This window comes from Algoriphagus ratkowskyi, assembly GCF_002150505.1.
GTDB classification, from domain to species: Bacteria; Bacteroidota; Bacteroidia; order Cytophagales; family Cyclobacteriaceae; genus Algoriphagus; species Algoriphagus ratkowskyi.
In genome coordinates this window covers 1-24,117 of record NZ_MSSV01000017.1, presented here as the reverse complement: position 1 = coordinate 24,117, position 24,117 = coordinate 1, and the positions used below count along the sequence as shown (strand labels likewise).

Genomic DNA, 24,117 nt, shown 5'->3' with positions numbered 1-24,117 from the left:
GTTGTTCTTAAATCAAGACAATTGAAAAATTTATTGTTGGCCTGCAGCAGCCGTAGTAATCTTGGCTCCTTGACGAAGCTTTTGAATACCGCTTACGACGATTTCCTGCCCAGCTGTCAAACCTTCACGAACCACTATATCAGCCCCTATTTCAGTTCCAAGCTTGATTACTTGCTGTGTTACTGTCTGATCCTCGGCAACTACATACACAAAGTATTCTCCCATTTGCTCCGTTACTGCTTTGTAAGGAATGGTAAGTTGCTCGCCTACGTCTTGATTCAAAACCTGAAGATTTACTGTCATTCCAGCAATTAGCTCTCTGTTTGGGTTGGGAAATTGTACTCGAAGAGATATAGTACCTGTTTGTCTACCTACTGCACGGTCGATGGTGGTAAATTTTCCACTGAAAGGATATATGCTATTGTCACTAAAACGGATTCTGAAAAGAGAATCTGGATTATCTTCTGCTCCCAGCATTTTATTAAATCTAGGAATCTCACGCTCGTTGATCACGAAATTCAATGCCATAGGATCATTTGAAGAAATTGTGTTGAGCAAAGGCTGACCAGGAGAAACCTGTGTTCCCAATCTCACTTGAGAAATCCCAACTGTACCATCGAATGGAGCAGTAAGCACAGAGTAACCGAAATCTGTTCCTGCTGAGGCATACTGAGCTTTAGCTGAACTCAATTGAGCTTTTGCATCCAAGACAGCCGTTTCAGCATAATCCAATTGCTGCTTAGCTATTGCATCTTGCTCATCCAATCTTTTATATCGCTCAAAGTCTTTGGCCACTCTTGCAAGATTTGCTTCTGCGCTTTGCACCAATGCCTGTGCTTGCTGCTGTGAGGCCGCATATTTGCTTCGGTCTATTTCGTAAAGTTTTTGACCCTTTTTCACCTGCTGACCATCTTGCACATAAATATCCGTAATGTATCCACTGATTTGGGGCCTAATTTCTACCTCATTAATAGGCACAAGTGTAGAAGAATATTCGTCAGTAGCAGTAACTGACTTTTTAACTACTGTATAGGTGGTAACGGCTACTTCTGCCGGTGCCTGTTGTCCTGACTGAGGCTTCTGCCCACAAGAAAATCCTGCTAAAACCAGAGCCGAAAAAGCGACAAGTTTGTATGATGAATTCATATAAATTAAAATTTAAAGGGGATTCTAATTAGTTGATAGTTCCTAATGCTTTTCTAAGATCAAGCTTGTCTTGCAAAACCTGATAAAAAGCGTTGATATGATTAATTTGGGCAGTCTGAAGATCTGTCTCTGCTATGACTAATTCGATGTATGATTTGATTCCTTCATCATACTGGAGCTTGATGATGTTATAGACTTCTTCAGCCATCTCCATATTTTCTCTGATCAGCTGCCACTCATAAACGCTACTGTTGTAAGCTGCAAGTGCAGTAGAATACTCTGTCCTAATCTGATTGCTTAGGTTTTCTATCTCGATAGTTCCTCGATCTACCCGAAGTTCGGCTGCTTTCACTTTATGGATTCGTTTTCCTCCCTGAAAAATTGGAATTGTGAGGTTCACCCCAACAGATGATATTGGGTATTGAGCTTTATATAAACTGTTTAAGGTTGAATTGAAGTAATTCAAATTATATCTGTAATACGCAGAAAGTTCAGGCAGGTAATTCCATTTTTCATAGCTGGTCTCTATTTCATTCAAGGTCTGCTGAGTCTGCAAAAGTTGATATTCCACGCGGTTTTCTAGCATCAAAGGATCCACTACCTCTTCACCGATTGCACCTTCTGCACCTTGCGTATCAAATTCTATGGTAAAATTTAGGCTATCTGGATATCCCATTAGCTGCTTGAGGTAGTCATACTTGGCATCGAAGGAATTCGTCACCCTATTTCTATCACTCTTCACGTTGGTCAATGCAATCGATGCACGCTGATAATCAGTCTTGTCTACCAAACCTGCTTCAAATCGACTAAACGCATCTTTATATTGTTTTTCAAGTCTATTCAGATTTTGATCAAGAATATTAATTTGTTCTTCGGACAAAAGAATTGAATAAAAAGCCTTGCTAACATCTACGACAGTATTAATTCTTGCATCCTCAATAACCTGTTGGAGTTGCTGACGATAATATCTGGAAGACTTAGATGCAAACAATTGATCTCGATTGAACAAAGTCTGATTCGCTTGCAGTAATACGTTCGAGTTATACTTTTGACCGAATGTAATCAACTGATCTCCAATGATCTGTTGCTGCAATTTGATATTGTATGCTCCAGCGGCTGAGGCAGTGATTTGAGGATACCAGTTGGCCAGGTTAGATTTGATATCGCGTTCCCCTATCTCCTGGTCTATCTGTGCCTGTCTGATTATAGGACTTTGAAGCAGTGCAAATTCCACCACCTGATCCAAACTCAGTACTCCTTGCGGAACTCTATTTTCTTCCTGACTGTAGGCGACTTTGGAAAAGAGTAAACTACTCAGACCGACCAACAGTAATCGTTTTTTGAACATCTTTGTACTTAATTAATAGGTTTAAATTTAAAAAAAGGTCTTTAGGTTAATCTGCTTTTATTCCATCCCAGATGAGGTGGGAAATCTCATTCAGTTCCATGTTATTTTTTTCAAGCTTCTTTTTGAAATTCTGCTTAATGCGCACAATAGAATTCACATTGGTATTCACCAAAATAGAGAGCACGACAGGATTTAATTGTTTAATATCTCCTTGCTGGATTCCATCTTCGAAAAATGCATTAGCGAATTCATGCCAAACATTGGGATTGCTTTGCAAATCATCCGAATTATAAGGAGAATTTAAAAACTGATCATAAAAACCATGTATTGAAGGATTTAGCTCATAAAAATTAGTCAGATTTTTCCAGTAATTATAAAACCTCTCTTTAAAAGGAAGAGATAAATCATCTCGCTCTGACACATATTTTTTGATTTCCTCCACCACATGTTCATAGATCCCTATGATCAAGTCATCCTTGTTTTCGAAATAAGTATAAATTGTCCCAGCTGCTACTCCCGCATTTTTGGCAACCATACTGACGGGGCAACCATGGAAACCATGCTCTTGAATTAAATCCAGTGCACTTTGGATAATACTCTTCTTTTTATCTAATAATACACTCATTGGATATTGGATTGAATGAACGTTCAATCACTTAGGCTTCTTAAAAGTTCCAGACTGGAGAAAAAGTTTTTTGATTTTTAATGGAAGTACTTCTTCCACGGACGCCTATGGACGCCTTTATGTCAACTCCTTGGGGTAATTAAGACAGGGATTATGTTTAAATCGGATAAAAACAATTACCGTCTATTTTTCTTTGGTCATTGGAGGTCACTTTCAAAAAATTAAAGCCATTGAAAATGAATTAGTTCTGCAGAAACTATCCATTTTCTTAACTCAGAGACACTTATTTAATTCAAGAATCATTAACATTGCATCCCAATAGAAAACAGCTGCGGATGTGGCGAAATTGGTAGACGCACTAGACTTAGGATCTAGCGCCGTGAGGCATGGGGGTTCGAGTCCCTCTATCCGCACTAAGACCTCTCAGGAAACTGGGAGGTCTTTTTTATTTTTAGCCCTTGGCAAACTACTTGCTTTTATGCCTATTTTGTAGCTTGAACACACCCAATCACCTTTTCTCATGAAAAAGTTATTAATCCTTTTAGTATTTCTTCCCTCTTTTGTTTTTGCCCAATCGAAAGTAGACACGATAGAAGTATTCAGCCAAGCCATGAATAAAACGCTGAAGGCTACAGTGACCACACCTTCCTCCTACGATGGCAGCAAGCAATTTGCTACGCTGTATCTCCTACATGGCGGAAGCGGGGCTTTTAGTGATTGGCATCAAAAAGTAACAGAGCCTGGCCTGGTAAATCGCATGGCTGAGCAATACAACTTAATCATCGTCACTCCAGGTGTGGGTCCGTCTAGCTATTATTTCGATAGTCCAGTGATGGATTCGGTGCAATATGAAACGTATATAACAGCCGAACTTATTCCTCATGTAGACCAAGCATACAAAACTTTGGCTAAGAAAGAGTCCAGAGCGATTACAGGTCTGTCGATGGGTGGTCATGGAGCAATTATGCTTAGTGCAAAACATCCTGAACTGTTTATTGCAGCTACTAGCATGAGTGGTGTGATGAACATCGATACCCGGATTTGGGATGTTCCTCAAGACTTTAGCTCACTTCGTCAAATGCAACAAAAAGCCATGCTTGGAGAGGATTTACAATACGACTCCCCATTTAGCTCATATACCGCTGTAGGATTAGTTGATAGAATGAAAGAAAATCGAACCGCCTTGCTAATGGACTGTGGGGTTGATGATTTCTTATTGGAAACCAACAGACAAATGCATCAAATGCTACTCGATAATGGTACCGCCCATGAGTACACTGAGCGTCCGGGAGCTCACACTTGGGAATATTGGACTGATGCCTTACCAGTACATTTACTCTTCATAAATAAGCATCTCACTCGTTAGATTAAAGTTTTAAAAACTTAGATGAATGTAAATAAGCTTAGATTTCTAAGCGGAATTTTGCTTTTTTGCATATCACCCACTTTACAATTATGTCTCAATTTGATTCAATCAGACCTTTATATGATGCAGAAGCCAATGCTGCTATCCGTAAGATCATAGATGATTCTATGCTGGAGGCAATGATGAGTTTCACTTTTCCCACTGACACAAAGGAACATTGGAAGGATTTGATGGTCCATACCCATTCGCTGAGAGACTTTCAAGTAAATTTCATTTACCCTGGAATTCAAAAAGTCTTAGAAAAAAGCTCTGATGGTTTGAGTACAGGCGGTTTCGATCAATTAGAGTCGAATACTGCTTACTTATTTATTTCAAATCATCGCGACATCATTTTAGACACTTCCTTGCTAAATGCTGTTCTCTACGAAAATGGATTAATCCTCACAACTTCTGCAATTGGAGATAATTTGATCCAAAAGCAATTCTTGCATACCCTTTCCAGACTAAACCGAAACTTCGCTATCAAACGCGGACTGCAAGGACGTGCGCTTCTCGAAAGTTCAAAGTTGGCCTCAGCGTACATTAAAAAATCTCTCCTCTCTGAAAATAGATCTGTGTGGACTGCTCAGCGCGAAGGCAGAACAAAAGACGGCAATGATTCTACACATCGTGGGGTTTTGAAAATGCTTACCCTATCTGATGAAGGCAAGAATCCATTCGAATATTTTGAAAAAATCAAAGTGGTCCCTATTTCGATTTCCTATGAATATGATCCCACAGATGTCTTGAAAATGCCGGAATGGATAGCTAAATCTAAAGATGAGAAATATATCAAAGGAGAACATGAGGATTTCCTAAATCTCCTGAGAGGCATCATGGGCACGAAAAAGCGCATTCATTTGCAAGCCAACGGGGTTTTGAACAAAGAAATTCGAGAGATCTCTGCAATGGATCTCAATCAACCTGATAAATTGACGAAGCTAGCTGAGACTATAGACCATAAAATCTGGACCGGCTACAAGCTATGGCCTAGCAACTACATTGCACATGACTTACTTTATGGAAATGAAGAATATGTGAACTTCTATACGGATGCAGAAAAAACCGCTTTCGAGAAAAGAATGCTTGAGAAAGTGAATACTAAAAATGAATTTTTGATCAAAAGCTTTTTAAGTATGTATGCCAATCCTGTAAATAATCAAAAGGTAGCCCTCAATATTAATTCACCTTCATCTCAATTCTAAACTTCGTCCCGTTTCCAACCTCAGAGGTTACGTCCATAGTACCATCTCGTTGATTGACGAGCTGTCTCACAAGATTCAACCCCAAACCAAAGCCAACTTCTCCGTTAGTTCCTTCTAGCGTAGAAGTTCCATTTTTATGGATTTCCTTGATTTTGGATGAGTGTATACCCATACCATTATCTTCAACTATTATTTCTAAAAATAAATCCATCTCACTTAATCTTAAATTCATTTCTAACGAAATTTCACCCCCCGGATTAGTGAATTTGATAGAGTTAGAAAGCAAATTCCCCAAAATTTGCAACACATACATTTTAGTGAACGGCTGAAATTGGTTCTCTTTCCCTAGATTAACTTTAAAATCTAGTTGTTTAACTTTTATCTGTGGCGCGAAGAGGCGAATAATTGTATTTCTGAGTTTTACCAGATTTATATCACCTTCTGTTAATCCATCCGTTAGGTTCGAATTTTCATCAAAATCTTTAGAAAGAATATCTTGAGATAAATCCAATAAGGACAAACTGCTATGTTTGATCATTTCTGAGTACTCCGGTATTTCACTCTCATCTAAATTCAAGCCTTCCGAAGTAATCAGATCTGACAAACCAATTATCCCTCCAATAGGGCCACGGATGTCGTGCGCCAATTTAATTTGGCTTAATTCTGACAGTTTGAGTTTATTCTTAAGGTTAGCAAGTTTGCTGTTAATTAAGAGCCGATCTACAATCTGCTTAGCAATCAATTTCAAAATCTCCTTAACATTGTCAGAAAGATTAATTTTATTACTATCCATTACACAGAGTGCTCCTAGCTTAAATCCTTCCGGTAGGGTTAATGGCACTCCCATATAGTAGCGGAGATTTGGCACGCCTTTTACATAGAAAAAATTTTTAAAACGTTCATCACTACTCAAGTCATGAACTTCAAAACCTTCATCTACCTCTGTTTGAATAGTCCATTGACATATAGATTCCTCCCTTGGTATTTGATTGAACTCTATACCGTATCCTGACACACTCCATTGTGCAAAAGTGTCAATAAGATTTACAAGGGAAATTTGAGCACCAGAAACCTTCGCGGCAAGCTCAGTAAGATAGTCAAGTCCAAGATTTGGATCATTATAGTCGATCCCAAGATTACTAAGTGTTAAAAGCCTTTGCAATTCATTATCTTTTAAAGAGGAAATCTTATTCATTTTACTACTTTTAATATCATTGGTAAAATTAAAAATGTTACAATTTCCTGTCCAAACTAAATGACAACACCTTTTTATTTCAAATTCCACATACAAGCAAGATGTCTTTACCGATGGGTCACAATAATTAATTTATTAATAATCAACCTATTAATCGGGATATCAACTAAATCTTTTGCACAGACGACAAAAGAAACTGTGTCTGTTGGTCAAATCATCACATTCTATGGGGAAATCTTAATTAGTCTTGATGATCGTACTCCAAATCACAAAGAAAGTTTCATTGAGTTGGCAAATGCTGGCTATTGGGACTCCTTGACTTTCAATCGCGTCATTCCAAATTTTGTTGCTCAAGGCGGCTGCCCTGATACTGAGGACGGTTTCACAGATCCTGAGTACCTTTTGGAACCTGAATTTGTTAATGATTTAAAACATGTTTATGGCGCCGTGGGAGCTGGTAGAGATGACAATCCCGGAAAATTATCTGCAAGATGTCAATTTTATATTGTGCAAAACCCAGAAGGTATTCCAAGACTAGACGGAGATTACACAATTTTTGGTCAGGTAATCAAAGGCATGAGTGTGATCGAACAAATTGTACGAGTAAAACGAGACGGAAATGACGAGCCGCTCAATCCAATTACATTATCAGTAAACATCATCCAAATCCCTGTAAATCAAATTGAAAGGATCTTTTTAAATTCCCAAGAACACTCTAAAACCTCACTTAATGAGCAATAATATCCCAATCAAAATCCTTGTAGTTGGCTGTGGAAATATGGGGATTGCCCATGCTACAGCTTACCACAATTTTCCTGAATTCGAGATATGCGGATTAGTATCGAGAGGGGAATCCAACCAGAAACTAAACAAGAAATTTCAAGCCAGTTATCCACTTTTTTCAGATTTCGACATAGCATTAGCGCAGTCAAAACCTGATGCAGTTTGCATTTCTACTTATCCCGATACTCACGAGGAATTTGCTTTAAAATCACTTGAAGCGGGTTGCGATATTTTTATAGAAAAACCACTGGCAGACACAATTCTTGGTTGCGAGCGAATTATTTCGAAAGCTAAGGAAGTAAACAAAAAAGTAGTCGTAGGCTATATTTTAAGGCATCATCCTTCTTGGATCAGGTTTATTCAAGAAGCTGAAAAGCTTGGAAAGCCACTCGTAATGCGGATGAATCTCAATCAACAAAGTCAAGGATACATGTGGGATGTGCACCGCAATCTCATGAAAAGCCTCAGCCCTATTGTGGATTGCGGTGTACATTACATTGACGTGATGTGCCAGATGACCAGGTCAAAACCCGTTTCAGTATCTGCAATAGGCGCTCGACTGACAGAAGATATTTCTGAAGACAATTACAATTACGGTCAACTTCAGATTCGCTTTGAAGATGGTTCTGTAGGCTGGTACGAAGCTGGCTGGGGACCGATGGTCAGTGAGACAGCCTTTTTTGTAAAGGATGTTTTTGGGCCAAAAGGATCAGTTTCTATCACAGCGAAGGATGCTGGATCCAGTGGCCAATCGGACAATGTGGATGCGCATACCAAAACCGAATCCATTCGAGTACATCATGCAGAGATTGATGATAATAATAATTTCACCACCCCAGACGAATGGATCGATTTGAAAGACGAGCCAGATCATCAGGAACTTTGCAATCGAGAGCAGCAGTACTTCCTCAAAGCCATTCAAGAAAACATCAACCTAGATGCGCATTTGGAAGATGCGCTGAACAGTTTGAAAATTGCTTTTGCCTGTGATGAGTCAGTGAAAACCGGGGAGACAGTTAGGCTAGGATAGACAAATGTTTGTATATGGTATTATGTCAAAAGTTAGATGTTTAAGGGTATGAAATTTTGATTTTTGATAATATCCTGTGAAAAAGTGTTCAAACATTCCACATAATCCATGTAATATTCTTTGGCACTAAAAATTGCAGGTGCTACCTTCCATTTTGCTATACTTATGAAAAATAAAACAGTACTTATTACAGGCGGAGCATCGGGTATCGGACTAGCTATGGTTCAGCTTTTTGCATTCAAAGAAACCAAAGTTTACTTCATAGATATAAATCCTGAGATCGGAGAAAAAGTCGCGCAAGATGAGCGAAGTAAAGGCTTTGACGTGACTTTTCTTTGCGGTAGCGTCTCTGATCCCGCCGAAATAGAATTATTAATACAGTCCATTCCAGGAAAAATTGACACCCTCATCAATAATGCAGGTGTGTCTCATGTGGGAAAAGTGGAAACTACTTCGTCTGAGGATTTCGATAGAGTTTTTCAAGTCAATGTGAAAGGAATGTTCAACTGCATCAAAGCCGCACTTCCAAAACTCAAGGAAAATGGTGGCGGATCTATCTTAAACATGGCTTCTGTAGCCGCAACGATCGGTATTCCAGATCGATTTGCCTACAGTATGACTAAGGGAGCAGCACTTTCTATGACGTTGAGCGTTGCTCGGGATTATGTTGCTGATGGCATTCGTTGCAATTGCCTGTCACCCGGTAGAGTTCACACACCGTTTGTAGATGGATTTATAGCAAAGAACTATCCGGGTCAGGAAAAGGAAATGTTTGAAAAACTAGCCGCTACTCAGCCGATTGGCAGAATGGCGACTCCTGTGGAGATAGCCGAACTCGCCTATTTCGTAAGTGCAGAAACAGGAAGTTTTATGACAGGAACTAATATTCCGATTGACGGCGGGTTCTTGGGATTGAAAATGTAATTCGAGGTACGAATCAAGAAATACGCCCCGATCGCTATCGGGGTACGAGCTCAACGAATTTATTGAACTCAATCATACACTCCTACTCACTTAATCTAAAACCTAGAGTCTTGGCACTCCAATTTTAATACTAAAGTCTTGATTCTAAAATCTAATATCTTGTGTCTTGATTCTAAAGTCTTAATACTTGTTACTATCTACTTAATACTTAAAAATGAAATTAATACGATTTGGCGCAGCCGGAAATGAACAACCAGGAATCCAAAGTGCATCTGGGAAATACCTAGACTGCTCAGGCTTTGAAGAGGATTGGAATGAAGATTTTTTCACTAACAATGGCTTAGCAAGACTAGAAAAATGGCTGGAAGCAAACGAGGAAAATCTAAATGAAATACCAGCTGATTCTAGGTTAGGTTCTCCCGTAGCTCGCCCTTCAAAAATCATTTGCATCGGCTTGAATTATAGAAAGCATGCACTGGAATCCGGGATGCCTGTTCCGGAAATCCCGATCATTTTCATGAAGGCTACCTCTTCTCTTTGCGGGCCATTTGACAATATTTTGATCCCTAAGAACTCTGTAAAAACTGACTGGGAAGTTGAGCTTGCTGTGGTAATCGGCAAACGCACAAAATATGTGAGCCAAGAAGATGCTATGGATTATGTTGCTGGCTACTGTTTGCATAACGACGTCTCTGAACGCGACTTTCAACTAAATCATGGTGGGCAATGGGTGAAAGGTAAAAGTGCGGATAACTTCGCTCCTCTTGGACCGGTTTTGGTCACCAAAACTGAAATCCAAGATCCGCATAACTTGAGACTTTGGCTCAAGCTGAACGGTAAAATGCTTCAGGACAGCAACACGTCAGATTTGGTGTTTAACATTCCTTACCTTATTTCACATTTGAGCCAATACATGACTTTACTGCCTGGCGACGTGATCTCTACCGGAACTCCAGCGGGCGTTGGCCTTGGACTTACTCCACCTACTTACTTAAAAGTAGGTGATGTGGTCGAGCTTGGCATCGACGGCTTGGGCGAATCGAAACAAGTAGCAATCAACGATCCTGAAGCATGAGACTGGATTCCCACCAGCACTTTTGGAAATACAATCCTGAAAAACACTCTTGGATCACCGACGAAATGAAGGTGATCCAGAGGAATTTTCTTCCTGATGACCTTATCCCGATTTTAAAGGAACATCAGATCGATGGCTGCGTGGCTGTGCAATCTGATGAAAGCTTTCGAGAAACTGCTTTTCTCTGCGATTTAGCCGAAGAATACGAGCAGATCAAAGCAGTGGTAGGCTGGGCAGATTTGGGGTCTGATGCACTGGACAAGGAGTTAGACCAATTTGCTTCGCAAAAAAAGTTGAAAGGCTATCGGGAAATTCTGCAGTCAAAACCTGTTGACTATATGCTGCGAAAGGAGTTTATCCGTGGCATCAAGAAAATTGGAAAAAGAGGCTACACCTATGACATACTTATTTTCCACACACAACTGGAAGCTACTTTACAATTTATTAAAAAAGCTCCCGAGCAACCATTTGTCATAGATCATATCGCTAAACCTAACATTAAATTGGGTATCTGGAGAGCATGGAAAAAAGAGATGGCGCCACTAGCTGAGCGAGATTATATTTCTTGTAAAGTTTCTGGAATGATCACGGAAGCGGATTGGAAGAAGTGGAAAGCCACAGACCTGCAAATCTATCTAGATGTAGCACTTGAGCTATTTGGCCCGAAACGTCTGATGTTTGGCAGCGACTGGCCAGTTTGTAAGATCGCGGGAGAGTACGAGCAGGTTTTGGAAGTGGTGGAACGATTCACGGATAGACTTTCGAAGACGGAAAAAGAAGCAATCATGGGAAATACTGCTGCGGAGTTTTATGGGATTTGAAAAGTCAACAGACGACAGTCAGCAGACGACCGCTATTGGAGTATAAAATGAAATTTTAGAATAACCTGCAGTCGCCTGTTGTCAGTAGACCGTGGACAAACATTAAACAATGAACCTAAACCTAAGCAATAAAGTCATCCTGATATCTGGCGGAGCCAAAGGAATAGGTGGCGCCATCTCCAGAGCTTTGATAGAAGAGGGAGCAATTCCCGTGATGATTGATCCCAATGAAAAAGAAAGTGCTGAGATAATCGCATTGGGAGAAGCCTTTCAGATTCCTATGAGACTCTTTGAAGCAGCTGACTCAAAAAAAGCGGTCAAACTTACCCTTGAAAAATATGGCAGAATTGACGGCTTGGTCAATAACGCCGGTGCAAATGACAGCATAGGCTTGGAGCATGGAAGCCCTGAAGCTTTTGAGAAATCGGTAGCCAAGAACTTAAATCATTACTATCATTTAGCACATTATGCTTTACCTTATTTGAAAGAAGCCAAAGGAAGCATAATCAATATCAGCAGTAAAACAGCCGTCACAGGTCAAGGCGGCACATCAGGTTACACTGCTGCCAAAGGTGCCCAGTTATCACTTACCCGTGAATGGGCAGTGGAGCTCCTACCTTATGAGATCACCGTCAATGCCATCATTCCAGCGGAGGTTTTTACCCCTCTTTACGAGAACTGGATCAATACATTCCCCAATCCTGAGAAGAAGCTGGCAGAAATCACCGCTAAAATCCCTCTGGGAAACCGCATGACCACACCAGAAGAAATAGCCGCGATGGCGATCTTTTTATTTTCTGACAAGGCAAGACATATTACCGGGCAGCATCTATTTGTGGATGGCGGCTACACCCATCTTGATCGAGCAATATAAAACTTAGCAATCCCCATAACCTTACTTTTACCCATGACCCAAAAACCAGTCTTAATACCCAAGGAATTACTCGTTCCCTTCATCTTAATCACTTCTCTTTTCGCATTATGGGGCTTCGCAAATGACATTACCAATCCCATGGTGGCGGCGTTTAAGCGCGTACTCGAGCTAAACAACACACAAGCCTCCTGGGTGCAAATGGCCTTTTACGGAGGGTATTTTACCATGGCATTGCCAGCTGCTTTCTTTATCAAAAAGTACTCTTATAAAACAGGGATCCTGCTAGGACTTGGCTTATATGGGTTTGGAGCATTATTATTCTACCCTGCAGCAGCATGGGAGAGTTATGGGTTTTTCCTTGCTTCACTTTATATTTTAACGTTTGGATTAGCCTTTTTAGAAACTACGGCCAATCCCTACATTTTGTCTATGGGTCCAGAGGCAACCGCCACGCAGCGTTTGAATCTTGCACAAGCATTTAATCCAATGGGAGCTTTGGCTGGACTTTTTGTTGCCAAGCAATTTATACTAAACTCACTTCAGTCAAATGCAACTGATGCGGATGGCACTATCATTTTTACCAGTTTAGATGAAGCGGCCAAAGCTGTAATCCGAACCGCCGATCTGTTAATCATTCGAAATCCATATGTCATACTCGGGCTTGTTGTGATCGCAATATTAGTAGTCATCGCGATGATGAAAATGCCAGAAAGCAAGGAAACCGGGAAGGTGGAATTTAGAGCAACTATGGGTCGCTTACTGAAAAACAGGAATTTCGTAGAAGGCACGCTCGCTCAGATGTTCTATGTAGGTGCGCAAATCATGGTGTGGACGTACATCTATCAGTACGCAGAAGTTCTTGGTATTGGAAATGCAGATGCTGTGAATTATGGCTATACCGCTTTGGTGGTCTTTCTTATAGGGCGTTGGATTTGCACTTTTCTACTGAGATATATTTCTGCTTCAAAACTGCTTACCATCTTTACCATCCTAGCTATAGTATTCACAGCTGGAGCTATTTTCTTACCCGGAATGATCGGTCTTTATTCATTGGTAGCTATCTCTTTTGCTATGTCTTTGATGTTTCCTACCATATACGGTATCGCATTGGACGGCTTGGGCGAAGACTCTAAATTTGCCGCAGCTTACCTCGTCATGGCTATTGTGGGCGGGGCAGTGATGCCAACGCTTCAGGGAATGATCATGGATATCGGTGGATCAGGGTATGACGACACATTAATTCTAGGCGTTCCTGAAGTCAAATTCTCTTTCATTCTTCCACTTGCCTGTTTTGTAATGGTTTTGTTATTTAGTTTGAGAGTTAAGAAGGTGGGAGAATGAGAGATTGGGAAATAAAGAGATTTCTACCGTAAGCCTTCATACGTGAAATACCTAATTTATCAGCTTGAATGAAGTCGAAGACTTGACTTAATTGAGGAGTAAAAGTAGAAATGAGGCACTCCCCCTTTTTCAAAGCGGGCTAGGGGGATTTTACCACGATCTTTTCTACTAGGCATTTTTATAAAAGAATTATCTGAGAGCATATTCTAAATTTCAACCTAATATGAATACCCAAACCTTTGTATTAATCTGTGACCTGAAAGATGATGAAGAAGCAATTCAGGCTTATGTTGAATGCCACAAAGCTGTTGCGCCAGCTATCATCCAGAGTCTTCATGATGCCGGGATTTTGGCGATGAGCATTTATCGATGGCGTCACAGACTTAGCATGATACTGGTTGGAGATGAAAACTTTACCTTCGAAAGGAAAGCTGCCTTAGACAATGCCAATGAAAAAGTGCAGGAATGGGAATCATTTCTAGGCCAATACCAAACCAATTTGCCCGGAACTCCAGACACTTGGCGCTGGCAGTTAATGGACCGGATTTTTGATTTCAAAGCCTAAAACAAACTTTATAAAATCTATTTTAAATAAAAATATCACTCTGTGGCAAAGGTTTACAACATACGAAACTCCATTCAAGAGTCACGTGGATAATTTTAAAGCGAAACAATAAAAAGATGAAAAAATTACTTCTACTATTCAGTTTAGTCATGACCAGTACCCTAGTGAGCGCGCAAGAAATCATCCTTCCTCTTTGGGAGGGAACTCCCCCACTACAGACCGATATGGGGCTGGAGGAAAAAGCGATTGAGGAAGGAATTATCCGGATAGAAAATGTGCAAATACCACAGATCGAAGTTTTTCTCCCTAGCAAGCAAATGCGAACTGGTCAGGCGGTAGTTATTTTTCCTGGAGGCGGTTATGGTATTCTGGCTTATGATTGGGAAGGAAGAGACTTTGCCAAGTGGCTAAACACACAAGGTATCGTGGGAATCGTGGTCAAGTACAGACTTCCAAACTCCAAGTCTCTGACAGACGCTAAGGAAGTTCCTTTGCTTGATGCGCAGCGGGCTGTGCGTCTTGTCCGACATCATGCCGAAGAATGGAAAATTGATCCAGCTAAAGTTGGCGTAATGGGTTTCTCCGCTGGAGGACATTTAGCCTCTACCGTCAGCACGCAGTATGCACATGAAGTGGATAGATCAAAGGATGCTATAGATGCAATTTCTGCACGTCCTGATTTTTCTATTTTGGCTTATCCTGTGATTTCCTTTAGAGATGCGTCGGCACATTCAGGTTCTAGAAAAAATCTAATCGGCGCTGATGCCAGTCAGGAATTGATTGATCGTTTCTCTAGTGAACTGAATGTAACAGCGGAAACGCCACCAACTTTCTTGGTACATGCACAGGACGATGGTGGAGTTCCTATAGAAAACAGCTTCTTATATTACGACGCCCTTAATGCCAACAAAGTACCTGCATCACTTCACATCTATCCTAAAGGTGGCCATGGCTTTGGTTTTGGATTGGGCAAAGGAGCAGTCGATGGTTGGAGAGATGTGCTGATCGATTGGATGGAAGATTTGAAGTAGGAAGTTTTAGGTTGGAGTTGGAAGTAAGAAGTAAAAGGTATGTAGTAAGTTGTTAATTAGTTAGACAGTTAGTTTGTCACCCTAGCTGAAGCCGAAGGGTAATAAAAAACAATAGTAATAGGACTTCGACTCTGCTCAGTCTGACAGGTAATCTGCACCTAATTAAACAATCTACTTTTGCTCCTTACTACTTTTCAAACTTTCAACTGCCTAATCATCAAATCCGCCTCGGCGGACAAGTAATTACAATCTTTCAATTTTACAATCTCAAAATGATAAAGGTAATAGCCTTCGACGCAGACGATACCCTCTGGGTTAATGAACCATTTTTTCGCGAAGCTGAAGAAGAATTTGCTAAGTTGATGGAGCCATTTATGCCGAGGCACAGTGTCATCAAGGAGGTTTATCAAACCGAAATAGATAATCTCGGCCGATATGGCTACGGGATCAAAGGGTTTATCCTATCCATGATCCAGACAGCCTTACGAATTTCTGACCACAAAATCCCCGTCACTTTTATTGATAAAATACTGGAAATCGGATTTGAAATGATGGAGAAACCAGTGGAGATCTTGCCCGGTGTAGAAGAAGTTTTGGCTGAATTGCAGAACGACTATCGATTAGTAATGGCCACCAAGGGAGATTTAGTAGATCAGGAGAAAAAGCTAAAAAAGTCTGGGTTGGATCATTACTTCCACCACATCGAAATCATGAGCGAAAAGAAAGAAGCGGATTTTGCCAAGCTTGTCCGACATCTTGATGTGCATCCAGCCGAATTTCTAATGATGGGAAACAGCCTTAAATCGGATGTGCTGCCTGTATTGGAACTGGGAGGACACGCCATTCATATCCCTTTTCATACTACTTGGGCTCATGAGATGATACAGCATGAGGTAGAACATGATAATTTCCGACAAGCTGAACACATCGCTCAGGTGGTGAAGATGATTAAAGAAATGTAAGGTTTGGGATTTCGGCCTCCTGTCTCCTGTCTCCCGTCTTCGGTCTTCCGTCTTCCGTCTTCTGTCTTCCTTCTCCCGTCTCCCGTCTCCCGTCTCCTGTCTACCGTCTCCCGTCTTTTTAAATTCTGGACTGATACGTATACAACTGATAATATCTACCTTCCAGTGCAATCAACTCATCATGCTGACCTCGCTCTACGATATTGCCTTTTTCCACTACTAAAATCTGATCTGCCTGACGTATTGTGCTCAAACGGTGAGCAATCACGAAGGTCGTCCGTCCTTTCATCAACTCTTTCAAACTCGCCTGAATCAACGTCTCCGACTCTGTATCAAGATTGGAAGTAGCTTCATCCAATATCAAAATTCTAGGATCTGCCAAAATCGCTCTAGCTATGGCAATCCGCTGTCGTTGTCCGCCAGAGAGCTTCACTCCTCTTTCACCTATGAGGGTATCCAAACCCTCTTCAAAACGATCTGTGAACTCTTGTACGTGAGCAGCAACTACCGCTTTTTGTAAATCATCCTCACTTGCATCTGGCCGTGGGAAAAGAATGTTCTCCCGGATCGTTCCTTCAAACAGGAAATCGTCTTGCAGCACCACGCCAAGTCTGGATCGGAACGAATCTAATGTCACCGTCTGCAAATCATTCCCATCCAAGGTAATAACTCCAGAATCAGGACTGAGAAATGTAGCCGCAAGTCCAGCGATTGTTGTTTTCCCAGAACCAGAAGTTCCTACCAATGCCGTTACAGAACCAGCTGGAGCATGAAAACTCACACCCTTAATCACTTCCTTATCTTCCTCATAGGCAAAGGAAACATTGTCGAAAACAATATTCCCTCTGAACTCTTTCAGGCTGAGAGTTCGCAACGTATCATCCGCTTCCAAGGGCGTATTCATAATTTCTTCTGTCCTATCCAAACCCGCAAAAGCCTCGGTCAACTGACTCCCAATATTCGACATTTGTACAATCGGCGCGATCATAAATCCTAAGTAAAGCGTGAAAGCAAGGAAGTCTCCAAATGTCATCTCACCTTGCATGATCATATAACCGCCCATTCCCATGATGCCGGCGGAGGACAGTCCCAACAATAAGGCTCCCATGGAAGTCACGAAACTCGTTGCAGTCAAACTTGCTTTTACATTTTGAAAAAGCTCATCTACTCCTCTTGCAAAGGTGTTAATCTCCTGCTGTTCGGCATTGAAGCCTTTGATCACCCGTATTCCTCCCAGCGTCTCGGTGAGTCTGCCGGTCACTTGGGCATTGATCTTGCCGCGTTCGCGGAAAATAGGGCGAATTCTTCCAAAAGCCTTCAGAGAAACCAATCCAAAGATTACTACTGGAAGTAGCACAAACAAAGTCATTTTGGGACTGATGTTGATCAATAAAAACAGTGAAACTATAGATGTCAGAATACCACCTATCATCTGCGCAAAGCCAGTTCCGACTAAGTTTCGAACTCCTTCCACATCGGTCATGATTCTGGATACCAGTTCACCAGTTTTCGCATTGTCAAAAAACCGAATAGGAAGCTTGATAATATGAGCTTGCACTTGAGATCTTAGCTTGGAAATAAGATTTTGAGCTTCCACACTTAGGATTTGTGTAAGCGCATAAGAGGTAGCCGACTGGATCACTATTGCTAGAACCACTCCTCCGATCAGCCATTTGAGCATCTCCAGATCATTGGAGGGAATCACGTCATCAATCAAGATTTTACTCGCTCCAGGCAGCACAAGACTTGCTAGTCGAGAGATAATGATCAAAAATAACCCTAAAAATAAGTGTTTTCTCCTAGGCCAAATAATCGTCTTAAAGACCTGAGCCATGGTCACTTTACGCTCTGCTTTCTTAGCCATGAAATAGTTTGTTAAGTCTGGGAAACCACATTTCTTGTTACTCAGTTCCAAAATGAACGGAACTTCATGACTTGATAATTTTAGGGCTGAATATCGCCTATTATCATTTTGGTCCTGGAGAATAATGGGTTTCTGTTATTTATATTTTACTTACCTTCCAAAATACACAAAATCCAAAGACAGAATTTTGACAACCCCATATAATACCAGAAGGGTAAGAATTTTACTAGACTGTCATATTCTCAATAGTACTAGGTATCGCGTTCTCTCATAAGCATGAAAAATAAAGAAAATAACTTTTATATAATAGCAATTGGAGCCTCTGCAGGGGGAATGGAGGCTATTCATCTGCTTTTTGACCACACTCCTGAGGACGGGGTAGCGTATGTGATCATCCAGCATCTCTCCCCAGATCACAAAAGCTTCATGTCAGCTCTACTTGCAAAACACAGCAAACTGAAAATATCAATCGCTGAGAATGGCATGTACGTTGAGCCGAACCTTGTTTATCTGATGCCCCAAGGAAAATATATGACCATTAAGGACAGAAGATTGTTTCTGACTGACATCATAGCCAAGCATCCTAATACGGCCATAGACATATTTTTTGATTCCTTGGCATCAAGCCATAAAGACAAAAGTATTGCAGTCATCCTTTCTGGCACTGGGTCCGACGGAACTAAAGGGATAGCCGCCATAAAAAGACACGGCGGTTTTGTGATCGTTCAGGATCCCCTAAGTGCAAAGTTTGATGGTATGCCTAACAGTGCAATTCTATCAGGAAATGTGGATGTAATCCTCAGTCCTGATAGAATTCCAAAAGAGATAATTGGGCACCTAGAACGGGGTTTATTAGAAAATAATTTATCTGATCGACTATCCGAAACTAACGAGGACGCATTAGTGAAAATACTCGGATTAATACAGAAGCACACTCCTCTTGATTTTACAGAATATAAACGTCCAACAATTATAAGAAGGATAGCTATTAGAATGACTAAAAATAAGGTAGAAACTTTAGAAAATTTTGCTGATTTTTTAGAAGACAATCCTTCAGAAATAAGTATTCTTGCCAAAGAATTTCTAATAAGTGTCACTAAATTTTTTAGAGATAAAGCAGCTTTTGAGGTAATAGAAAACAAAGTCATTCCGGAAATTATTGATAATAAATTGCAGGTTGACATCCTTAAAGTTTGGGTTGTCGGATGCGCCACAGGAGAAGAGGCATATTCACTTGCTATTATCATTTTGGAGCAACTGACCGAACGACAGAAAAATCTTGAAGTAAAGATATTTGCTAGCGATATTGACAAATCAGCACTTCTTCACGCCTCAAAAGGAATTTATTCTGATAGCATCATAAATGATATTTCAAAAGAAAGACTTAATAAGTTTTTTGTAAAGCAAGGCGATCATTACAAGGTAAGCGACACAATTAGGAAAATGCTCATTTTCGCAGATCACGATATTGTCAAGCAACCTCCTTATGGTAAAATTGATTTAATTAGTTGTAGGAATCTGCTCATTTATATCAACCCTATCCTTCAGAAAAAAATACTTGCTTCCCTTCATTTCTGCCTGAATTTAAGGGGTTATTTATTTTTGGGCCCTAATGAAAGCTTAGGTGAGCTAAAGAAATCCTTCCTTGAGGTAAATAAGAAATGGAGAATATTTAAAAGTATCGAGAAGGTCAGTAATTTCAAGGACAGCACTTATAGTACTCCCGCTCTGGCTAATCAATTGGGTGATTTAGACCAAAATTCAACATCCCCAAAAGGTGCTTTAAAAAGCACTCTTACAGAGATGGTTAACTCCTCACTTCTGGATGTAACTGGATATGAAGCCGCAATTTGGATAGATTATGATTTTAAGATCGTACATGCATTAGGAAATATTGAGAAATTCCTCCTCCCTAAAATTTTTAATTTCAATTTGCTTGAAATGTTGCCGGAGAATCTCTCCATTGCCACTTCTACCACCATCCGTAAAGCTTTGAAAAATGAAAAAGAGACAAGTATTTTAAAAGTAAAATTTGAAAGAAATGGCACACTTCACTCAGTGAATGCTACGGTAAAGCCTTTACTGAAAAAAGATCATCGTTTAGAAACCAAATTTCTTGTGTTGTTCAGCGAAGACAAAACGAAAAAAATTACCAACACTGATACTGAACACTTCGGGAAAGAAGAACATACATACCGCCATCTAGAAGATCTGAAAGAAGAACTTTCAGAGACCAAACAAAAACTGAAAGAAGCCAATGATGCGCTGGAAGAATCTAATGATAATATCTCTTCCTATAATGAAGAGCTTATTTCCAGTAATGAAGAAATGCAGAGTATTAATGAGGAGCTACAGTCAGTAAATGAAGAGCTGCAAACTGTAAATAATGAATACCAGCTGAAAATCAGAGAGCTTGCAGAGTTGAATGATGATTTGAATAATTACTTCAAATCGACCATCAGTGCACAATTATATGTTGACCGAGAACTTGTTCTAAGAAAATTCTCTCCGTCTGCAATTCGGCAGATCAACCTTAAGGATAGCGATATTGGCAGAACCTTAAGTGATATATCTAATAATCTACGTTTCTCAACCCTGATGGATGATATCGAAAAAGTGATCACTTCTTCAGCAACAGTTCAAAAAGAGGTTCAAACGTTAGACGGTAGATGGTATCAAATGATGGGGATACCCTACGTTAAACAGCAGGATAATCAAATTCATGGCGTTATTATTACATTTAATGATATTACGGCATTAAAAAAGGTGCAGGATAAATTATCCAGACTAAATACAGATCATAATACTTTTATTTATGCTGTTTCACATGATCTAAAAGGACCTTTGTCAAATTTGGCGTTAATCATTTCTCATCTATATGAAGCTATTAATCCGAAATCAGAAGACATAAACGAATTGATGGTCTTGCTTGAAAAATCTACCGCAAATCTGAGTGATATCATTTATGAGCTGACCGATATATCTAAAATAGAAAGTGAAATGGATATGATGGAAAGCATTAACGTCCAAGAGCTATTGAGAGAAGTTGAATTGAGTATAAAAGTTATGCTAGTGAAATCAGATGCTAAAATAACTTATGATCTGAAAGAAACTGAGATTCAATTTTCTAAAAAGAGTTTAAGAAGTCTCATGTTTAATATTTTTAGCAATGCCATTAAATATAAGTCTCCAGACCGTCCTCTTGAAGTAACTATTCGAACAGAGAAATCTGATAAATTTACTCTTCTGTCCATTCAAGACAACGGATTGGGAATTGCTAAAGATAAGATCAAGAAAATATTTGGAGTATTCCAACGGGCGCACAGGCATGTGGAAGGAAGCGGAGTAGGTTTATATCTCGCGAAAAAAACCATTACCAATGCAGGAGGAGATATAGAGGTAGAAAGTGAATTGGGAAAGGGCTCTATATTTAAAGTTTATTTTATAAACAATCCTAGACATTAGAGGTGATGTTGAAAGTTAGCTTCATTGATACATGAAAACAAACCCTGTAACTACATGTAGGTCATGTAGTTGAAAATTTTTTTACCAAAACATGAAACTGAGGGTGCTTTTTCAGGAAATCAATATTCCTGTAAAATTATTCTGTCTTGATCAGGCCACGAACCATGAAATAGGTTGTAAAGTTTGAAAAACAAATAAACGCTTACACAGTATTAATAGGAACCTGAGCAGTTGATTAATCTATTCCCCTTTCGGCATTCTTCTGTTTATTCAATTTTTTCGCTCAGGTATTTCCAATATCTTTTTGGAACATGCTGAATATGAAGTTTCATGTTTTTTCGAGAAGGAATATTCGTGCTTTTAAAATAGTCCTGCCACAAAGTCTGAAATTCCAGTTCCTCATCTGCGAAAAATTCTGAAGAGCTTTGCGTGGCATTAAAATTCTCGGGTAAGGTCAGGTGGATAATATCTACCTTCTCCAAGTCATAAAAAATACCGTAATGACGCTTAAGGTCATAAATAATCCATTTTTGATCGGCATATCGACGTTTGAAGTGCTTAGAAATAAGTGGTAGGACGTTAAAATCTGGCTCGATGGTAGCAAAGTAAAATTCATCTTTGGTCAAGCGAAAGCGCACAAAAGCTTCCATTCGATGTTTTTCTCTGCCTACACTTTTGGCTATCTGCGTCACCTTCAAAACATCCTCATTAGCAAAATCCGAATCTATCTGAATTTCACTCCGAAGTGCATATTGAATATACCGTAATAAGAGATTTTCAACTTCAGCCTTTTCACTCAGAAACGCATAATATATCCGCGTTTTACCTGTGGCCGATGTTTTTTTAGAAATGCCTTTCCATACACGATCTGCTTTGATCGGATCAGTTATCACTTCCTTGCTCGATCCAAATAATGATTCCTGCGCCAGACCCTCTCTATAAATAAAAACCTGCTTCAATTTCAATTCATATACCTCGAAAACACAGGTTAAAAACCCATCAAAACTACCATCATAAACCAATATAGAATCCTGAAGCTTGATCATTTACCCGAACAAATTCATTTGTGGACTTAGTATTTTTTGATACTTACTGGTCGAGTTTTGGAGAATAAGCGATTTCAGTTGGGGTCCTGTCAAATCCCGACGTTCAAAATCATGGGAAGCACATACTAGAAAATACTTGGCTCTATTGAGCGCCACACCCATTCTCTGTAAGTGCTCCCAATTTAAATTACGGAAGCGTCTTGCCTGAATAATTTTGTGGACTGACTTCATGCCCAAACCAGGAATTCTTGCCAGCATATGTTTATCTGCTTTATTGACATCGACTGGAAAATGGGCTAAATTTCTCAGAGCCCATCCCAATTTCGGATCTATATCCAAATCGAGATTTGGATGTTCATTGTTTACTATCTCATGTACATCAAAACCATAAAAGCGCATCAACCAATCAGTCTGATACAACCTATTTTCCCGAAGCATCGGCACGGCAGTTCCAAGTTGAGGCAGGCGGTTATCATTGCTGATGGGGATATATCCAGAATAGTAGACCCGCTTTAAGTCAAACTTTTTGTAAAAGTAATCTGAGGTCCACATGATTTGCTGATCGCTTTCACCACTGGCACCGATGATCATCTGCGTGCTTTGTCCAGCTGGCGCAAACTTGGGCGTGCTCTTAATAAGCTTCTTTTCTGAATTTTAAAGAATGATTTCATTTTTGACTTTGATCATTGGCTTGATAAAATCTTCGCGCTTTTTCTCAGGAGCCAACAACTTCAAACCTTCTTTAGTAGGAATCTCAATATTAACACTTAATCTATCGGCATAAAGACCAGCTTCTTTCATCAATTCGTCCGAAGCTCCAGGGATTGATTTGAGGTGAATGTAGCCATTGAAATTCTCTTCCAACCTTAGCTTTTTAGCAACAGCCACCAGCCGCTCCATTGTGTAATCAGCACTTTTAAAAATCCCAGAGCTCAAGAATAAGCCTTCAATGTAATTGCGTCGATAAAAATTTATTGTCAAATCCACCACTTCCTGCACCTGAAATGCTGCTCGTTTGATGTCATTGCTTTTGCGTGTCACACAGTAGGCACAATCGAAAATGCAATAATTGGTCAACAAGATTTTCAGTAAAGAAACACAGCGTCCGTCTTCGGTATATGAGTGACAGATGCCCATACCTGTAGCATCTCCAAGCCCTTTGGTAGCATTACTTCGATTGCTACCGCTGGATGAACAGGAGACATCATATTTTGCTGCGTCTGCAAGTATTTTTAATTTTTCTTGTGTGCGTTCGAAGGACATATTTGGATTCTGTCTTGATCAGAGTTGTAGGATGATTTGATCGTTAGATTCACTGGTTTTTTCTACGAGAATATTGTGCTGCTGGATGACTAGAACTAAGCACTATTCTTAATCGATGCGCCTATTTGAAATCTCAATTATTAATTATT

General features: G+C 40.0%; 21 protein-coding genes and 1 tRNA gene. 14 read left to right on the top strand and 8 right to left on the bottom strand.

Features of this window, described 5'->3' with window-relative positions; all coding sequences use genetic code 11:
• Positions 1 to 30 precede the first annotated feature (30 nt).
• Genes BVH02_RS16395 through BVH02_RS16385 form a run of 3 tightly spaced genes read right to left on the bottom strand, consistent with a single transcriptional unit; the run spans position 31 to position 3,119 of the window.
• Positions 31 to 1,146, bottom strand: a complete 1,116-nt coding sequence (locus BVH02_RS16395; protein ID WP_086502555.1) for an efflux RND transporter periplasmic adaptor subunit — start codon at positions 1,144 to 1,146, stop codon at positions 31 to 33.
• A 28-nt stretch (positions 1,147 to 1,174) separates the two neighbouring features.
• On the bottom strand, positions 1,175 to 2,494 hold the full coding sequence (locus tag BVH02_RS16390; protein ID WP_086502554.1) for a TolC family protein: 1,320 nt from the start codon (positions 2,492 to 2,494) through the stop codon (positions 1,175 to 1,177).
• A 46-nt stretch (positions 2,495 to 2,540) separates the two neighbouring features.
• Positions 2,541 to 3,119 carry a TetR/AcrR family transcriptional regulator gene (locus tag BVH02_RS16385; RefSeq protein ID WP_086502553.1) on the bottom strand — a complete coding sequence of 193 codons (579 nt, stop codon included), beginning with the start codon at positions 3,117 to 3,119 and terminating at the stop codon, positions 2,541 to 2,543.
• A gap of 331 nt (positions 3,120 to 3,450) precedes the next feature.
• Here BVH02_RS16385 and BVH02_RS16380 point away from each other — a divergent pair.
• From BVH02_RS16380 to BVH02_RS16370, 3 genes are all read left to right on the top strand, one after another.
• A tRNA-Leu gene (locus BVH02_RS16380) sits at positions 3,451 to 3,532 on the top strand.
• A gap of 107 nt (positions 3,533 to 3,639) precedes the next feature.
• Positions 3,640 to 4,485 carry an alpha/beta hydrolase gene (locus tag BVH02_RS16375; RefSeq protein WP_086502552.1) on the top strand — a complete coding sequence of 282 codons (846 nt, stop codon included), beginning with the start codon at positions 3,640 to 3,642 and terminating at the stop codon, positions 4,483 to 4,485.
• A gap of 89 nt (positions 4,486 to 4,574) precedes the next feature.
• Entirely contained in the window at positions 4,575 to 5,729 is a 1,155-nt protein-coding gene (locus BVH02_RS16370; protein ID WP_086502551.1) for a 1-acyl-sn-glycerol-3-phosphate acyltransferase, read from the top strand.
• Here the strand turns inward: BVH02_RS16370 and BVH02_RS16365 are convergent.
• Positions 5,704 to 6,924 carry a GAF domain-containing sensor histidine kinase gene (locus BVH02_RS16365; protein ID WP_086502550.1) on the bottom strand — a complete coding sequence of 407 codons (1,221 nt, stop codon included), beginning with the start codon at positions 6,922 to 6,924 and terminating at the stop codon, positions 5,704 to 5,706. The genes BVH02_RS16370 and BVH02_RS16365 overlap by 26 nt on opposite strands.
• A 60-nt stretch (positions 6,925 to 6,984) precedes the next feature.
• Here BVH02_RS16365 and BVH02_RS16360 point away from each other — a divergent pair, with 60 nt between their 5' ends.
• The 10 genes from BVH02_RS16360 to BVH02_RS16315 all read left to right on the top strand — a co-directional run bounded on the left by BVH02_RS16360 (position 6,985) and on the right by BVH02_RS16315 (position 16,330).
• The gene (locus tag BVH02_RS16360; protein WP_086502549.1) at positions 6,985 to 7,665 is read left to right on the top strand and encodes a peptidylprolyl isomerase; all 681 of its coding nucleotides are present in this window, start codon (positions 6,985 to 6,987) and stop codon (positions 7,663 to 7,665) included.
• Complete coding sequence (locus BVH02_RS16355) at positions 7,655 to 8,737, top strand: Gfo/Idh/MocA family protein (RefSeq protein ID WP_086502548.1); 1,083 nt, start codon at positions 7,655 to 7,657, stop codon at positions 8,735 to 8,737. Before BVH02_RS16360 ends, BVH02_RS16355 begins: the two co-directional genes overlap by 11 nt.
• A gap of 165 nt (positions 8,738 to 8,902) precedes the next feature.
• On the top strand, positions 8,903 to 9,661 hold the full coding sequence (locus tag BVH02_RS16350; RefSeq protein ID WP_086502547.1) for an SDR family NAD(P)-dependent oxidoreductase: 759 nt from the start codon (positions 8,903 to 8,905) through the stop codon (positions 9,659 to 9,661).
• Positions 9,662 to 9,875: 214 nt separating this feature from the next.
• Positions 9,876 to 10,736 (top strand): fumarylacetoacetate hydrolase family protein, encoded by an 861-nt coding sequence (locus tag BVH02_RS16345; RefSeq protein ID WP_086502546.1) that lies wholly within the window; start codon positions 9,876 to 9,878, stop codon positions 10,734 to 10,736.
• Entirely contained in the window at positions 10,733 to 11,557 is an 825-nt protein-coding gene (locus tag BVH02_RS16340; protein ID WP_086502545.1) for an amidohydrolase family protein, read from the top strand. The genes BVH02_RS16345 and BVH02_RS16340 overlap by 4 nt, the downstream gene beginning before the upstream one ends.
• Before the next feature lie 109 nt (positions 11,558 to 11,666).
• Positions 11,667 to 12,431 (top strand): L-fucose dehydrogenase, encoded by a 765-nt coding sequence (locus BVH02_RS16335; RefSeq protein WP_086502544.1) that lies wholly within the window; start codon positions 11,667 to 11,669, stop codon positions 12,429 to 12,431.
• A 33-nt stretch (positions 12,432 to 12,464) separates the two neighbouring features.
• Complete coding sequence (gene fucP, locus BVH02_RS16330; protein WP_086502543.1) at positions 12,465 to 13,772, top strand: L-fucose:H+ symporter permease; 1,308 nt, start codon at positions 12,465 to 12,467, stop codon at positions 13,770 to 13,772.
• A gap of 223 nt (positions 13,773 to 13,995) precedes the next feature.
• Positions 13,996 to 14,337: an L-rhamnose mutarotase gene (locus BVH02_RS16325; protein WP_086502542.1), complete on the top strand. Its 342-nt coding sequence runs from the start codon at positions 13,996 to 13,998 to the stop codon at positions 14,335 to 14,337.
• A gap of 116 nt (positions 14,338 to 14,453) precedes the next feature.
• Positions 14,454 to 15,368, top strand: a complete 915-nt coding sequence (locus tag BVH02_RS16320; protein ID WP_086502541.1) for an alpha/beta hydrolase — start codon at positions 14,454 to 14,456, stop codon at positions 15,366 to 15,368.
• Positions 15,369 to 15,640: 272 nt separating this feature from the next.
• Positions 15,641 to 16,330, top strand: a complete 690-nt coding sequence (locus BVH02_RS16315) for an HAD family hydrolase (protein ID WP_086502540.1) — start codon at positions 15,641 to 15,643, stop codon at positions 16,328 to 16,330.
• A 118-nt stretch (positions 16,331 to 16,448) separates the two neighbouring features.
• On the opposite strand, the gene BVH02_RS16310 is transcribed toward BVH02_RS16315, so the two are convergent.
• Positions 16,449 to 18,194, bottom strand: coding sequence for an ABC transporter ATP-binding protein (locus BVH02_RS16310; protein ID WP_086502539.1), 1,746 nt, complete (start codon positions 18,192 to 18,194; stop codon positions 16,449 to 16,451).
• 276 nt (positions 18,195 to 18,470) lie between these two features.
• Here BVH02_RS16310 and BVH02_RS16305 point away from each other — a divergent pair, with 276 nt between their 5' ends.
• Positions 18,471 to 21,659, top strand: coding sequence for a CheR family methyltransferase (locus BVH02_RS16305; RefSeq protein WP_086502538.1), 3,189 nt, complete (start codon positions 18,471 to 18,473; stop codon positions 21,657 to 21,659).
• A gap of 266 nt (positions 21,660 to 21,925) precedes the next feature.
• Here the strand turns inward: BVH02_RS16305 and BVH02_RS16300 are convergent, their stop codons facing one another.
• The 3 genes from BVH02_RS16300 to BVH02_RS22060 all read right to left on the bottom strand — a co-directional run bounded on the left by BVH02_RS16300 (position 21,926) and on the right by BVH02_RS22060 (position 23,968).
• Positions 21,926 to 22,705, bottom strand: a complete 780-nt coding sequence (locus BVH02_RS16300) for a TIGR03915 family putative DNA repair protein (protein ID WP_086502537.1) — start codon at positions 22,703 to 22,705, stop codon at positions 21,926 to 21,928.
• The gene (locus BVH02_RS22065) at positions 22,706 to 23,296 is read right to left on the bottom strand and encodes a hypothetical protein (RefSeq protein ID WP_394363993.1); all 591 of its coding nucleotides are present in this window, start codon (positions 23,294 to 23,296) and stop codon (positions 22,706 to 22,708) included.
• A gap of 63 nt (positions 23,297 to 23,359) precedes the next feature.
• The gene (locus tag BVH02_RS22060) at positions 23,360 to 23,968 is read right to left on the bottom strand and encodes a putative DNA modification/repair radical SAM protein (RefSeq protein ID WP_394363992.1); all 609 of its coding nucleotides are present in this window, start codon (positions 23,966 to 23,968) and stop codon (positions 23,360 to 23,362) included.
• Between the last annotated feature and the right edge of the window lie 149 nt (positions 23,969 to 24,117).

Coding starts and splice junctions, on each gene's coding strand:
- BVH02_RS16390 (WP_086502554.1), bottom strand. CDS start 2,494: ATGTTCAAAAAACGATTACTGTTGGTCGGTCTGAGTAGTTTACTCTTT.
- BVH02_RS16350 (WP_086502547.1), top strand. CDS start 8,903: ATGAAAAATAAAACAGTACTTATTACAGGCGGAGCATCGGGTATCGGA.
- BVH02_RS16340 (WP_086502545.1), top strand. CDS start 10,733: ATGAGACTGGATTCCCACCAGCACTTTTGGAAATACAATCCTGAAAAA.
- BVH02_RS16385 (WP_086502553.1), bottom strand. CDS start 3,119: ATGAGTGTATTATTAGATAAAAAGAAGAGTATTATCCAAAGTGCACTG.
- BVH02_RS16345 (WP_086502546.1), top strand. CDS start 9,876: ATGAAATTAATACGATTTGGCGCAGCCGGAAATGAACAACCAGGAATC.
- BVH02_RS16375 (WP_086502552.1), top strand. CDS start 3,640: ATGAAAAAGTTATTAATCCTTTTAGTATTTCTTCCCTCTTTTGTTTTT.
- BVH02_RS16360 (WP_086502549.1), top strand. CDS start 6,985: ATGACAACACCTTTTTATTTCAAATTCCACATACAAGCAAGATGTCTT.
- BVH02_RS16300 (WP_086502537.1), bottom strand. CDS start 22,705: ATGATCAAGCTTCAGGATTCTATATTGGTTTATGATGGTAGTTTTGAT.
- BVH02_RS16305 (WP_086502538.1), top strand. CDS start 18,471: ATGAAAAATAAAGAAAATAACTTTTATATAATAGCAATTGGAGCCTCT.
- BVH02_RS16355 (WP_086502548.1), top strand. CDS start 7,655: ATGAGCAATAATATCCCAATCAAAATCCTTGTAGTTGGCTGTGGAAAT.
- BVH02_RS16335 (WP_086502544.1), top strand. CDS start 11,667: ATGAACCTAAACCTAAGCAATAAAGTCATCCTGATATCTGGCGGAGCC.
- BVH02_RS22065 (WP_394363993.1), bottom strand. CDS start 23,296: ATGATCATCGGTGCCAGTGGTGAAAGCGATCAGCAAATCATGTGGACC.
- BVH02_RS16395 (WP_086502555.1), bottom strand. CDS start 1,146: ATGAATTCATCATACAAACTTGTCGCTTTTTCGGCTCTGGTTTTAGCA.
- BVH02_RS16315 (WP_086502540.1), top strand. CDS start 15,641: ATGATAAAGGTAATAGCCTTCGACGCAGACGATACCCTCTGGGTTAAT.
- BVH02_RS16310 (WP_086502539.1), bottom strand. CDS start 18,194: ATGGCTAAGAAAGCAGAGCGTAAAGTGACCATGGCTCAGGTCTTTAAG.
- BVH02_RS22060 (WP_394363992.1), bottom strand. CDS start 23,968: ATGTCCTTCGAACGCACACAAGAAAAATTAAAAATACTTGCAGACGCA.
- BVH02_RS16370 (WP_086502551.1), top strand. CDS start 4,575: ATGTCTCAATTTGATTCAATCAGACCTTTATATGATGCAGAAGCCAAT.
- fucP (WP_086502543.1), top strand. CDS start 12,465: ATGACCCAAAAACCAGTCTTAATACCCAAGGAATTACTCGTTCCCTTC.
- BVH02_RS16325 (WP_086502542.1), top strand. CDS start 13,996: ATGAATACCCAAACCTTTGTATTAATCTGTGACCTGAAAGATGATGAA.
- BVH02_RS16320 (WP_086502541.1), top strand. CDS start 14,454: ATGAAAAAATTACTTCTACTATTCAGTTTAGTCATGACCAGTACCCTA.
- BVH02_RS16365 (WP_086502550.1), bottom strand. CDS start 6,924: ATGAATAAGATTTCCTCTTTAAAAGATAATGAATTGCAAAGGCTTTTA.